At 75.1% G+C, this 13,615-nt stretch carries 8 protein-coding genes; all 8 read right to left on the reverse strand.

Going from position 1 to position 13,615, the window contains the following annotated elements:
- Positions 1–3 precede the first annotated feature (3 nt).
- Genes QP090_RS24560 through QP090_RS24595 form a run of 8 tightly spaced genes read right to left on the reverse strand, consistent with a single transcriptional unit; the run spans position 4 to position 13,613 of the window.
- Complete coding sequence (locus QP090_RS24560) at positions 4–5,586, reverse strand: type I polyketide synthase (RefSeq protein ID WP_285941666.1); 5,583 nt, start codon at positions 5,584–5,586, stop codon at positions 4–6.
- Complete coding sequence (locus tag QP090_RS24565; protein WP_285941668.1) at positions 5,587–5,922, reverse strand: phosphopantetheine-binding protein; 336 nt, start codon at positions 5,920–5,922, stop codon at positions 5,587–5,589. It lies immediately after the preceding gene.
- A gap of 54 nt (positions 5,923–5,976) precedes the next feature.
- Positions 5,977–6,696: a GNAT family N-acetyltransferase gene (locus tag QP090_RS24570; RefSeq protein ID WP_285941670.1), complete on the reverse strand. Its 720-nt coding sequence runs from the start codon at positions 6,694–6,696 to the stop codon at positions 5,977–5,979.
- On the reverse strand, positions 6,693–8,264 hold the full coding sequence (locus QP090_RS24575; RefSeq protein WP_285941672.1) for an AMP-binding protein: 1,572 nt from the start codon (positions 8,262–8,264) through the stop codon (positions 6,693–6,695). The genes QP090_RS24570 and QP090_RS24575 overlap by 4 nt, the downstream gene beginning before the upstream one ends.
- Positions 8,261–11,026 carry a non-ribosomal peptide synthetase gene (locus QP090_RS24580; RefSeq protein ID WP_285941674.1) on the reverse strand — a complete coding sequence of 922 codons (2,766 nt, stop codon included), beginning with the start codon at positions 11,024–11,026 and terminating at the stop codon, positions 8,261–8,263. The genes QP090_RS24575 and QP090_RS24580 overlap by 4 nt, the downstream gene beginning before the upstream one ends.
- A complete protein-coding gene (locus QP090_RS24585) occupies positions 11,023–11,475 on the reverse strand; it encodes a phosphopantetheine-binding protein (protein ID WP_285941676.1) in 453 nt (150 codons plus the stop codon). The genes QP090_RS24580 and QP090_RS24585 overlap by 4 nt, the downstream gene beginning before the upstream one ends.
- Positions 11,468–12,013, reverse strand: a complete 546-nt coding sequence (locus QP090_RS24590; protein WP_285941678.1) for a phosphopantetheine-binding protein — start codon at positions 12,011–12,013, stop codon at positions 11,468–11,470. The genes QP090_RS24585 and QP090_RS24590 overlap by 8 nt, the downstream gene beginning before the upstream one ends.
- Positions 12,006–13,613: an AMP-binding protein gene (locus tag QP090_RS24595; protein WP_285941679.1), complete on the reverse strand. Its 1,608-nt coding sequence runs from the start codon at positions 13,611–13,613 to the stop codon at positions 12,006–12,008. The genes QP090_RS24590 and QP090_RS24595 overlap by 8 nt, the downstream gene beginning before the upstream one ends.
- Positions 13,614–13,615 lie beyond the last annotated feature (2 nt).

Below are 13,615 nucleotides of genomic sequence, written 5' to 3' on the forward strand. Positions count from 1 at the left end.
TCTCTAAACGGATCCGGATCCGGCCAGTTCCTCTTCCACCAGGCCGGCGAGGGTGCGCACGGTCGGCCGCCGGAACAGCCGGGCGACCGTGACCTCCACGTCGAAGTGCTGGCGGATGCGCCACGCGAGCTGGACGGCCATCAGGGAGTTGCCGCCCAGCTCGGCGAAGTCGTCGTCCAGGCCGACCCGCTGGACCCCGAAGGCCGCCGCCCAGTAGTCCGCGATCTGCTGCTGCAACGCGGTCTCCGGTTCGGCGTAGGGCGTGTCGAGCATCCGCTCGGCGCCCTGCGCGGTGTTGAGGAGCGTCTCGGCCTCGCCGAGCTCCTTTTCGATCACGTCGCCGGTGAGGGACCGCACCCGGCGCAGGTTGGCCGTCAGGCCCTCCGGGCACACCACCAGGTGCGGCGCCGCCCAGGTGTGCAGCAGGGCGCGGAGCGCGCTCATGCCGGCCGCCGGGGTGATCAGCCAATCGGTGGTGTCGCTCGGCGCGGGCGGCGCGTCCTCCCGTCCCGGCGCGGTGTCCCGCGCGCGGGCGACGCCGGGGTCCGCCGCGGTGTCGGCCTCGACGGCGTCCGGGTCCACCCGGCGGAGCGAGTACTCCTCGATCGCGATCAGCTCCGTGCCGTCCTCGGCGAGGACGGAGATGTCGGCGACGACGACCTCCCCCTCCCCGTCGTCGAGCTCCCGCAGGTCCACGTGGAAGCGCGGCGGCAGGGGCGCGCGGACGAGGATCCGGCGGTAGCCGAAGGGGAGGTACTTGTGCCCCTTCCTGATGCCCTTGATGATGCGGGCGTTGGACACGGCGTCGTCGAACAGCGCCGGGTGCAGCGTGTACTGGTCGCACTCGCCGTGGAACTCGGCGGGCAGGTCGACGGTCCCGAACTGCCTGCGCGGGCCCACGTCGATGCGCTCGATGCTGTACCAGTGCGGCCCGAACGAGACGATGCCGCGCGACTCGAAGCCCGGCTCCGGCTCGAAACTGAAGTCGGTGCACCCGGCGCGCGCGGCCTCCGGGTCGTGCACCGGCGCGGGCTCGGCGGGCACCGTGCGGACGTGCGCCCGGACCCGCTCCACCCAGTCGGCCTCCGTGCTCTCCGCGGGCGCGACGCTGATGGTGACGTCGTGGCCGTCGGCGGCGGGCCTGAGCACCATCCTCAGTTCCTGCTCGGTCCGCACCGCCACCGGCCCGAGGAACACCACGTCGGTGAGCTCGACGTCGCCGGCCGGGCCGCCGTCCACGATCTCGACCGCCGCCCGGATCATCTCCAGGCAGGCCGAGCCGGGCAGGATGGGCACGCCGCCGATGCGGTGGTCGGTGAGGGCGAAGTGCGACTCGGGGCCGAGCACGGTGGAGAAGACCGCGTCGCCCGTCAGGTCGTGCAGCCGGCGTCCGAGCAGGGGGTGGTCCACCGGCTCGGACCACTTGCCGCCGCGCAGCTCCCGGAACACGTTGGGGGTGATGCGGGCGGAGTCGACCGCCATCCCGACGTCGCGCCACGCGGCCCAGCTGATCGACAGGACCGCCTCGCCGAGCCCGGACCGCTGGCGGGCGAACGCGTCGAGGAAGCAGTTGGCCGCGCAGTAGTCGACCTGCCCGAAGTCGCCGACCACCGAGGTGATCGACGAGAACAGGACCATGAAGCCGGTCCGGCCGCCGAGGACGCGGTGCAGCGCGAGCGTGCCGGCCACCTTCGGCGCGAGCACCCGGCGCGCGTCCTCCCGGTCCCGCACCGCGAGCATCCCGCCGCCGGCGACGCCGGCGGCGTGGAACACCCCGTCGATTTCGCCGAACCGGTCGGCGGCCTCCGCGACGACGGCGCCGAGCGCGGCCTCGTCGGTCACGTCGCAGGCGCGCACCATGACCTCGGCGCCCGCCTCCTCCAGTGCGGTCAGGCTCTGGAGCCGGCGGCGCAGCATCTCGTCGCCGCCCTCGTCGGCGATCAGGTCCGGCCAGCCGGCCCGGTCGGGCAGCGGCGACCGGCCCACCAGGACCAGGTTGGCCCGGCAGGCGCCGGCCAGCTCCGCGGCCGTGGTGAGGCCGATGCCGCCGAGCCCGCCGGTGATGAGGTAGGTCCCGCCCTCGCGCAGGACGGCCGGGCGCTCCGCCGGGATCTCGACCGGGACGCCGGTGTAGGACCAGGCCCAGCGCTTCAGGCCGCGCCACGCCACCTGCTGGTCGTCGGTCCCGGCCAGCGCCTCCCGGAGGAGCTGCCCCGCCAGCGTCCGCGCGGGGAGCCGGGCGGGCGCGGCGAGGTCGACGCTGCGGCAGGCGATCCCGCCGAGCTCGCTGTTCATCAGGATGGTCGGGCCGAGCAGCAGCGCCTTGCCGGGCTCCACCCGGTCCCCGCCCGACACCTCCTGGAGGTTGGTGCTGACGGCCAGCACCTGGATCGGATGGTCGGCGACCTGCACCTCCAGCGCCTGCGCGAGATGCATGAGCGAGTAGAAGCCCCGCTCGGACACCTCGTCCACGACCGCGGGGCTCAGGCACCGGTCCTCGGGCCCGGTCGCCGTCCAGCCGTGCACGACGTGGGTCGGCAGGGCGTCGCCGCCGAGCCGGTCGAGCAGCGACTCGAAGTCGGCGCGCTCGGCCGCGCGGACGGTGAACCGGCCCGGCTCCGTCTCGGCGAACTCCGGGCCCGCCGACACCGTGGTGACGGCCGCGCCGGCCTCGGCCAGCAGGACGGCCAGCTCGTCGACGGGTCCGGCGCCCGGCGTCAGCACCAGCCACCTGGAGTCCGGCGGGACGTCCGGGACCGCCGGCGGCAGCGGGCGCTCGACCCAGATCGGGGTGTAGACGGCCTCGTCGATCGGCAGGACGCGGCCGTCGTCCTCCTCGGCGTCCCGCGAGCCGGTGCCGGTGCCGGAGTCCGAGGGGTCGGGGTCCAGCCAGAACCGCTGCCGCTCGAAGGGGTAGGTGGGCAGCGGGGTGCGGCGGCCCGTCCGGCCCCCGGCCTCCTGCCCGTCCCCGTCCCCGTCCGCGTCCGCGTCCGAGGTGCGGCCTCGGGTGATCGCGTCCCAGTCGAGGTCCACACCGGAGCTCCAGAGGCGTCCGGCGGCCTCCAGCGCCAGGGTCTCGTCGTCGCTCTCGGTCAGGGGGTGCCGCATCGAGCCCGCCATCGGGACGCGGGCGCCGAGGACGCCGCGGGCGAGGGTGGTCAGCGTCCGTCCGGGCCCGACCTCCAGCAGCACCCGGTCCGCGGACGCGCCGAGCGTCTCCACGCAGTCCGCGAAGCGGACGGTGCCGCGCAGGTGGTCCGCCCAGTAGCCGGGATCGGTCGCCTGCCCCGGAGTGATCCAGGTGCCCGTGAGGTTGGACAGGAAGGGCAGCTCCGGCTCGTTCAGGGTGACGGCCGCGACCCGCTCGCGGAACGGTTCGAGGATCGGGGTCATCATCCCGGTGTGGAAGGCGTGCGAGGTCGTCAGCCGCCGGCCCCGCGCCCCCCACCCGGCCAGCCGCCGCTCCAGCGCGCCGATCGCCGTCTCCGGGCCGGCCACCACCGTGACCTCGGGGCCGTTGACCGCGGCGACCTCCGCGCCGCCGAGGAGCATGGGCGCGATCAGCCGTTCGGGGAGCGGGACGGCCAGCATGGCGCCGGGCGGCATGCTCTGCATGAGCTCGCCGCGCGCGGCCACCAGCGACAGCGCGTCCTCCACGGAGAAGACGCCGGCGAGGCACGCCGCGGTGTACTCCCCGATGCTGTGGCCGAGCATCGCCTCGGGGACGATCCCCCAGGACTCGAACAGGGCGGCCATCGCGTACTCGACGACGAACAGCGCCGGCTGCGCGAACCGCGTCCGGCCGAGCCTCTCGGCCGCCGCCGCGTCGTCGCCCGTGTACATGAGGTCGCGGAGGTCGGCGCCGTCCAGGAACGGGGTCAGCGCCTCCGCGCAGCGGTCCACCTCCCGGCGGAAGACCTCCTCGGCGCGGTAGAGGCCGCGTCCCATGTCGGGGTACTGCGCCCCCTGCCCGGGGAACAGGAACGCGACGCCGCGCCCGTTGCCCGCGGCCTTCGAGGCTCCGCCGGAGCCGCGGGCCTCGTCGAGCGCGGCGGCGGCCTCGCCCGCGGTGGCCGCCACGACCGTCCGGCGGTGCGGGAACTGCCGGCGGCCGTGCTGGAGAGTCCAGGCGACATCGGCCAGCGGGGCGTCGCCCGCGGACTTCAGATGCTCGGCGAGCAGCCCGGCCGCCGCGTCGAGCGCGGTCGCCGTCCGCGCGGACAGCGGCAGGATGTACGGCCCGGCCGCCCGCCGCCCGGCGTGCCTCGCGACGGCGTCCGGCGGCTGCTCCAGCACGACGTGGGCGTTGGTGCCGCCGATGCCGAACGAGCTCACCCCGGCCCGCCGCAGCCCCGTCCAGGGTTCGAGCGCGGTGTTGACGTAGAAGGGGCTCGCCGCGAAGTCGATGCCGGGGTTGGGCTCCTCGAAGTGCAGCGTCGGCGGGATCTCGCCCTTCTCGATCGCCAGGCACGCCTTGATGATCCCGGCGACGCCCGCCGCGGCGCCGAGGTGGCCGACGTTCGGCTTGACCGACCCGAGCACGCAGTACTGGTCGGCCACCGCGCCCGCCGCGCGGAACGCGTTGGTCAGCGCGGTCACCTCGATGGGGTCCCCGACCAGGGTGCCGGTCCCGTGCGCCTCGACGTACCCGATCGACTCGGGGCCGACCTCGGCGACCGCCAGCGCCTCCATCACCAGCTTGGTCTGCCCCTCGACGCCGGGCGCGGTGAAGCCCGCGCGGGCGGCCCCGTCGTTGTTGATCGCCGAGCCCCGGATCACCGCGTACACGTGGTCGCCGTCGGCCCTGGCCTCCTCCAGCCGCTTCAGGGTCAGCACCCCGGCGCCGGTCCCGAACACGGTGCCGGACGCCTTGGCGTCGAAGGCGCGGACGTGGCCGTCCGCCGAGCCGATGCCCCCGTCCACCCGCCGGTGGCCCCGGCCGTAGGGCAGCCGGACGTCCACGGCGCCCGCGAGCGCCATGTCGCACTCGCCCATCCGCAGCGCCTGGCAGGCGAGGTGGATGGCCACCAGCGCGGTCGAGCACGCGGTCTGGACGGTGAAGCTCGGCCCCTGCAACCCGAGCCGGTACGACACCGTGGTGGTGAGGTAGTCGGGGTCGGTGGCGGTCGCGATGCTCATCCCGCCGGCGGCGCTGTACGCGGCGCTGTTGCGGTAGGCGTTGGTGTAGCCGTAGGTGTACTGGCCGCCGCCGCCGAACACGCCCACCGTGCCGTCGTACCGCCCGACGTCGTACCCGGCGTCCTCCAGGGCGGTGTGGCAGGTCTCCAGGAACAGCCGGCCCTGGGGGTCCCTGATCTGCGCGTCCCGGGCGGTGTAGCCGAAGAACGCGGCGTCGAAGCCGTCCATGTCGTCGATCAGGGGGCACGCCTTGACGTAGTCCGGATCGTTGATGTCGGACTCGGACACCCCGTTCGCGCGGAGCTCGTCGTCGGTCAGGAACGTGATCGACTCGACGCCCTTCGCCAGGTTGTTCCAGTATTCGCGGGCGTTGTTCGCGCCCGGGAACCGGCACGCCAGACCGGTGATCGCGATATCGTTCTCGCGGAGGTCGGTGTCCATCGCCATTCAGCCTTCCGTCCGACCGGCTCTGGCCGCGGCGCGCAACGCCCGCTGCCTCTGGTTGACCATCGCGCGGCGCACCCGTTCGGGAAGCCCCTGGGGCGCCGTCTCACCATGGACCAGAAAATGCGCCAGAGCGCGAATGTTCTGATTCTCATAGAACGCCACGAGCGGTATCTCGCGGTCCAGCGCGACCGCCAGGTCGGCGCAGACCGCGGCGACCATGCGAGACGTCCCGCCGAACTCGAAGAAATTGTCGTCGGTGCCGAAGTCTCCGGTGCCGAGCCGGGCGGCCCAGGCTTTCCGGACGGTCTCGACCACCGATCGTTCCAGATCGTCCACGGCCTCAATACCACCATTTCCAGCGCGACCCGGGCCAGTCTTACTTTGCGTGTCCTACTTGGCGCCGGCGGCGCGCTCCGGGGCCCGTTCCCGGTCCTGCCCGGTGTCGTGGTGGACCGGGCCGGCGGGCCGCGGGCGGGCCACCAGGTCGGCCGGCCGGCCGCCGGGGATCTTCGCCAGCAGGTCCCCGATCAGGGCGCGGGCCTCCTCCTTCTCCCGCCGCGGGATCGAGTCGAGCATGTCCGACAGGCCCGCCGCCGCGATGCCCCGGTAGAACTCGTCGCGCAGGATCGAGCACAGCACCGCGTCGTGGTACTCGCCGTCCAGGAAGAAGTAATCGCGGAGCACGCCCTCCACCGTCACGCCCCACTGGGCCAGGATCGGGACCACGTTCTTGTTGTACAGGCCGTAGAGGAGTTCCACTCGGTGCGCGTTCATCGCGTGGAACAGGTAGACGAGCAGCAGCAGCCCGCCCTCGGCCGCGTAGCCGTGATTGAACTGGTCCTTCTCACCCACTCCGGTTCCGATCGAGTAGCTGCCCTCGTACTCTTCCTTGCGGGTCCAGGTGACGACCCCGACGCGCCGCTTGCTGCTGTTCTCCACCACCATCATGAAATGGGTGTCGCCGTGCTGGTTCTCGTTCCTGAGATCCTCGGCGGAGATCAGTTTCGGACGGCCCGACGCGTACCAGCTCGATTCCGCGGCCAGCCATTTCGCGAGCCGCTCGTAGTCGGCGGGCGAGCACTGATCGAGTGAGACCAGGGTGCCTTTCATGGGTGTGCCTCTCGTCCGTCCGGGGGTTGTTCCAGCTCGGCCGCCAGCCGGCCGCGGTCCACCTTCCCGTTGCCGTTCACCGGGAGCGTCCGCCGATACCGGAAACGCGTTGGCAGCATGTAGGCGGGCAGCGCGCCGCGCACCAGCTCGACCAGGTCGCGGGCGGGCACCGGACGGCCCGTGTAGGCCGCCGCCAACCCCTGGTCCGCGGTGCCGAGCACCACCGCGTCGCGCACCTGCGGATGCCGCCGCAGGACCGCCTCGATCTCGCCCGGCTCGACCCGGTACCCCCGGACCTTCAGTTGATCGTCGGTGCGCCCGAGGTGGACGATCCGGCCGTCCTCCAACCGGACCCGGTCCCCGGTGCGGTACCAGCACTCCGGGTCGGACGGCGCGGGCGCCCGGGACGGGCGGGGGCCCGCCTCGCGGCGGAGGAACCGGCCGGGGTCGTCCCCGGGGTCCAGGTAGCCGGGGAACCGCTGCGGGCCGCGCAGGATCAGCTCCCCCTCATCCGCCGGGCGGCCCGCCGCGTCGAGGACCAGGTGCTCCACCGTCGGCAGCGGCGACCCGATGGGCACCGTCCCGTTGGACGTCCGGGGCCAGAGCCGCCGGTCGTCCGGCAGCCGGTAGGTCATGCAGAAGACGGTGGCCTCGGTGGGGCCGTAGGTGTTCTCGATGACGCTGCCGGGCGCCGCGTCCGCCCAGGCCGCCGCCTGCTCCGCGGTCAGCCGGTCGCCTCCGAACAGGGTCCGGCGCAGGCCGGGCATGCTGCCGGGGCGCAGGTCGCGGGCACGCAGGGCGAACGTCACCGCCGAGGGGACCGAGAACCAGTGCGTGATGCGGCGGCGGTTGACGTGGACCGACGGCCGGAGCGCCTCGTTCCCGGCCGGGACGACCACGGTCGCGCCGCTCCCCCACCCGTGGAAGAGGACGAACACCGAGGGGTCGAAGGTCAGGTCGAAGGTGAGCGAGAGCCGGTCGCCCGGTCCGATCGGCCAGCACGCGGCGGACGAGTCCAGGAACGCGTCCACGTTGGCGTGCGTCACCGGCACGCCCTTGGGCCTGCCGGTCGAGCCCGAGGTGAAGAGCGTGTAGACGACGTCCGCGCGCGCGGCCGGCGACGGCGGCGGCCCCTCGTCCCCGGTCGGCGGGACGCCGGGCAGCGCCACCACCGTCGCGCCGGTCGCCGACGCCACGGCGCCGAGGTGCCCGGTCCGCGCCCCGCCGCAGCTCGAGCCGTCCGCCAGGATCAGGTCGAGCCCGGTCGCCTCGGCCACCAGCCGGTTGCGCTCGGCGGGGACCGCCGGGTTCAGCGGGACGATCGTCGCGCCCAGCCGGAGTCCCGCGAGGTATCCGGCGTAGGCGAGGAACGTGCGCCCGCAGAGCACGCCCATCCGCCGCGGCGGCGTCCCCCCGTGCCGTTCGACGAGCAGCCCGGCGAGGCGCGCGGCGGCCCGGTCGAGGTCCCGGTAGCTCCACGCCTCACCGCCGATCTCCAGGGCGGACGCGTCGGCATGCCGCTCCGCCGCCGCGGCGAACCGCCCGAACAGCGACCAGGGCGCGGTCATCGGGCGCCTCCCGCCCGGTGCGCGGTCACGTAGGCGACCAGCCGCGGATCGCCCGGAACGTCCTCGCGCAGGACGACGGCGGCGTCGCGGACGTCGCCGTGCTCCCGGAGCACCGCCTCGATCTCCGCGGGCTCGATCCGGTGCCCGTGCAGCTTGACCTGCCGGTCGAGCCGCCCCAGGAACTCCAGGCCGCCGTCCGCCCGGCGGCGGACCAGGTCGCCGGTGCGGTACAGCACGGCCCCGGGCCCGCCGGACGGGTCGGGGACGAACCGGTCGGCGGTCAGGTCCGGCCGGCCGCGGTAGCCGGTGGCCACCCCGGCGTTCCCGATGCACAGCTCGCCGGGCACTCCGGGCGGCGCGGGCTCGTTCCAGCGGTCCAGGACCAGCACCGAGGTGTCCCCGATCGGCGTGCCGATCGGGACGTGGTCGCGCCCCGGCCGGACCCGCTCGGCGAGCGACCACACGGTCGTCTCGGTGGGGCCGTAGAGGTTCCACACCTCCGGGGCGAGGCCCGCGAGCCGGTCCGCCAGCGCCGCGTCCAGCGCCTCGCCGCCGCACCACACGCGGCGCAGCCCCCAGCGGGCCGGATCAGCGAGCAGGAGCTGCCGCCAGCCCGTCGGCGTCGCCTGGACGAGGGTCACGCCGTGGTCGCGCACCAGCCGTCCGGCCGCCTCCGGGTCGTGCCGCGCGGCCGGGGGCGCCACCACGACGCGGGCCCCGACGGTGAGCGGGAGCACCAGTTCCACCAGGGAGATGTCGAAGGCCGGGCTGGTCAGGGCGAGCACGACGTCCCGCGCGTCCAGCCCGGGGCGCCGCGCCATCGCCCGCAGGAGATGGCCGACGGCGCGGTGCGGGACCTCGACCCCCTTGGGACGGCCGCTCGACCCCGAGGTGTACATGACGTACGCCAGGTCGCGGGCCCCGCTCCTCGGCCCGCCGCCGCCCGCCCCGTGCGGCTGCGCGCGTCCCGTCCCGGCCATGACCTCGCCGACCGTCATCACCGTGACCCGCGGCGCCGCGGGCCCGTCCGGACGCGGCTCGGACGTGATGACCGCGGCGGCGCCGGAGCCGGTCACCAGGGACTCGATCCGTCCGGGCGGGTGGCCTGGGTCGAGCGGCAGGTAGGCGGCACCGGCCCGCCAGACGCCGAGCATGACGGCGACCAGGTCGGCGCTCCGGTCCAGGTGCAGCGCCACCACGTCCCCGGCGCCGAGGCCCGCCGAGCGGAGCCGGGCGGCGCAGGCCGCCGCGCGTTCGTCCAGGTCCCGGTAGGTGAGGACGGTGTTCCCGTCGATCACCGCGGGCGCGTCCGGCCGGTCCGCCATGACCCGTTCCACGAGGCCCAGCGCCGTGGGCGCCTCACCCTCCGCAGAGGCGGCCGGGGCGGGGGGCGGTTCCTGGCCGCCGGTCATCCTGAGGTCGCCGAGCGGGACGTCGGGGCGGCGCAGCGCGTCCGCGAGGAAGTGCTCGTAGTGGCCGAGCAGCCCCTCCGCCGTTCCCGCGTCGTACAGGTCGGTGCTGTAGTGCAGTTGCAGCCGCAGCCCGCCCGAGTTGGGGGTGGTCGCCGTGAGCGAGAGGTCGGTCTGGACGGCGCCGACGAAGCCCGACATGTAGCGGCAGCTCGTGCCGTCGGGCGCGAACGGCGCGTGCCCCGTGCGGACGACGTTGAAGAGCACCTGGTAGACCGGCGTCGCCGACAGCTCGCGCGGGCCGCCGGTCTCGGCGACCAGCTCGACCGGCGACACGTCTCGGTGCTCCAGGCAATCGAACAGCTCGCGGCGCACCTTCATGACCAGGTCCTGGAACGGCTCCGCCAGGCCGACGGCGACGCGCAGCGGGATCGCTCCGGAGAACAGGCCGACCAGCGGCTCGACGTCGGAGTCGTCCCGTCCGGACGTCGGCACGCCGATCACGACGTCCGCGCGGCCCGCGTAGCGCGACAGCACGGCGGTCCAGGCGGCGGCCAGCACGATGAACAGCGACGCGCGGCGCTGGTGGGAGAGCCTCGTGGCCGCGTCGAGCAGGTCGGGGCCGAGGGTCCGCTCCAGGGTCGCGCCGCCGTGCGTGGGTTCGGCGGGACGCGGCCGGTCCGAGGGGACGGTGGAGAAGGCGGGCGCGGCGGCGAGCCTCTCCCGCCAGAAGGACCGGAGCTCACCGCGGTCCCGCCCGGCGCCACCGGTGAGGCGCCGCCGCACGTGGTCGCGGTAGGTGACGGGGAGCGGTTCCGGCTCCCAGGCCCGGCCGTGCAGGAAGGCCCGGTAGGCGGCGTCGAGCTCCTCCCACACCAGGCCGAGCGACCAGGCGTCGGCGGCGAGGTGGTGGACGACCAGCAGGAGCACGGCCAGGCGCTCCGAACGCCGGATCAGCAGGGCGCGCATCAGCGGCGCGGCGGACAGGTCGAACGGCCGGCCCGCCTCGTCCTCCGCCAGCGCACGCCAGTCGGTCCCTGCTCCGGTCGCGTCGACGGTCACCAGTTCCAGCTCCGCGCCGTCGTGGACCTGGGCCACCGGCAGGCCGCCCGCCTCCCGGAACGAGGTGCGCAGCGGCTCGTGGCGGGCGGCCAGCGCCCGCAGTGCCCTGGTGAGGACGGCGACGTCGAGCGGCCCCTCGATCTCGTGCGCCGCGGCCAGGTTGTGCATCGCGGTGCCCGGGATGAGCCGCTCCCGGAGCCACATCGCCTGCTGCTCGCGCGACAGCGGCCCCCCGGCCGCGTCCTGCGCGGTCACGGCGTCCTGCGCGGTCACGGCGTTCTGCGCGGTCACGGCGTCCTCCCTTCGCGCACGGCGGCGGCGATCCCGTGGACACTCGGTGCCTGGAAGAACCGCAGTGCGGGCACGCGGGCGTCCAGCCGTTCGGCGATGCGGGCGATGGCCTGGACGGCGTGCACCGACGTCCCGCCGAGCAGGAAGAAGTTGTCGTCGGCGCCGACCCGCGCGAGTCCGAGGACCTCCGCCAGGACGGCGGAGATCCGCGCCTCGATCTCGTCTTCCGGGGCGGCGGGCCGGCCTGGCGCCGTTCCCGGAGCCGTCCCCGGAGCGGTCCCCCGGGCCGTCTCCGGACGTGTCTCCGGGATCGGCAGGGCGGCGCGATCGAGCTTGCCGCCCGCGGTCCGGGGCATCTCGTCCAGCTCCACGATCACGCTGGGCGCCATGTAGGCGGGGAGGCGGCGGGCCAGCAGGTCGCGCAGCTCCCCGGCCAGGTCGTCAGTCATCGTCCGCGGCGATCCTGGCCGCCAGCTCCGCGATGGTCGCCAGCTCGAACAGGTCCGCCAGGGACACCGCGGGCCCGGCCTCCCCCGCCAGCTCGGCCATGATGACGGCGGCGGCGCGCGAGTCGCCGCCGGCCTCGATGAAGTCGTCGTGCACGCCGATCCACGGGCGCTCCAGCACCCGGCACCAGACCTCCGCCAGCCGCCGTTCGGCCGCCGTGCGCGGGAGCGCGAAGCGGTACACGCTCGGCCAGGACTCCAGCTTGGCGCGCAGCTCCCCGACGTGCACCGTCCCGTCCGCCGCCCTGGGGATTCGCGGGAGCAGGACGATGGTGGGCGGCACCGCGTCCAGGCCGAGCACCGCGGCCACGTGGCCCGCCAGCTCGGGCCCGCTGGCGTAGCCGTCCGGCACCACCACGGCCACCTCGCCGTCCTCCAGCGCGCCGGGGGCGAGCACCGCGGCGTCCAGCACCTCCGGGTGCGCGCCCAGCAGCGTCGCGAGCGGGTGGGCGCGGGCCGCCGGGGCCATCGAGTCAGACACCTGATCCCTCCGTCTCCATGAGCCTGCGGCGGTGCAGCTTGCCCGCCTCCGTGCGCGGCAGCCGCGTGACGAACCGGACGTCCCACGGCACCTTGTGCGGCGCGAGCCGCGCCTCGGCGTGCGCGGACACCGCCTCGGCGGTGAGCCCGGCGCCCGGCCGCGCGATCACCAGGGCGAGCAGCCGCGCGCCGAGCGCCTCGTCCGGCCGGCCGATCACCGCGGCGTCGAGCACGTCCGGATGCTCGGCGATCGCCGCCTCGACCTCCGCGGGGTAGACGTTGCCGCCGCCCACGATCACCAGGTCGTGCCGGCGGGCGCCGAGGTGGAGGTAGCCGTCCCGGTCGACCCGGCCGTGGTCGCCGACGCTGAAGAAGCCGTCCACGGTCCGCTTGAGGCCGGACGGCCCGCCGCCGGACGGGGCGACGTCCCGTCCGACCGGGGCGTGCCGGGCGGTGCGCCGCATGTACACCTCGCCCTCCGCGCCGGGCGGCACCGATCCGCCGTCCTCGTCGAGGACGCGCACCTGCGTGCAGAAGCCGCGGCCCACCGAGCCGGGATGGGCGAGCCACTCGTCGCCGCGCAGGAGGGTGGTGCCGATCGCCTCGGTCGCCCCGTAGATCTCGAAGAGGCGCTCCGGGCCGAGCAGGTCGATCCAGGCCCGCTTCAGCTCGGCGGGACACGGCGCCGCCGTGTGCACCACCGCGTTCAGCGAGCCGAGGTCGGCGTCCTGGGTGCGCAGGGCCGTCAGCGCCCACCTCAGGTGGACGGGGGTGAGCTGGGCCCACTGGACCCGGTGGCGCTCGATCGCCCGCAGCATCTCCCGCGCGTCGAACCGCGGCAGCAGGACGAGCGTGTTCGCGTCGAGCAGCCCCTCCCAGCAGCACATGAACGGCGCCGCGTGGTGCAGGGGCCCCGCGATGAGCTGCCGCTGCGCGTGCCGCCATCCCACCGCCCGCAGCATCATGCTGGGCACCCGGACCGGATCGTGGTCGAGCGGCGCGGGATGCGCGATCACGCGCGGCCGTCCCGACGAACCGCCGGTGGCGAGCAGGTACCCGGCCTCCTCACCGGGCCGTGGCCGCACGGACGGGCCCTGCGGGGCGGACGGTCGCGGCGCGGCGGACGGTTCAGGCGGGGCGGACGGTTCAGGCGCGGCGGGCGGTTCAGGCGGGGCAGGCGGTTCAGGCGGGGTGACGCCGTCCCGTGCGTCCGCCAGGCGCACCGGCCAGTGCGCCGGGGCGAGCGCCGCCATCACCTGCCCGGCCTCGGCGGCGGGCGCCAGGGGGTCCAGCGGCAGGAACGGGATCCGGGCGCGCATGCACGCGGCGAAACCGATCACGGTGTCCGCCGAGTTGGTCGCGTCGATCACGACGACCGGCCGCCGCACGGCCCCGGCGGCCAGCGCCCCGAGCCGGGCCGCGAGTTCGGCGGACGCCCGGTCCAGCTCGTCCCAGGTGAGGACGGCGTCCTCGCGCACACGGCTTCCGGCGGCGCCGCCGGCGCGGCCTCCGGCGACGACGATGACGGCCGGGTCGTCCGGGCGGGCGCGGGCGATGTCGCGGACGCGGTCGTCGGCCGACGTCGGGGTGTCGTCGCGCATCG

The sequence above is a fragment of the Actinomadura xylanilytica genome (assembly GCF_030283145.1).
Lineage (GTDB): Bacteria > Actinomycetota > Actinomycetes > Streptosporangiales > Streptosporangiaceae > Spirillospora > Spirillospora xylanilytica.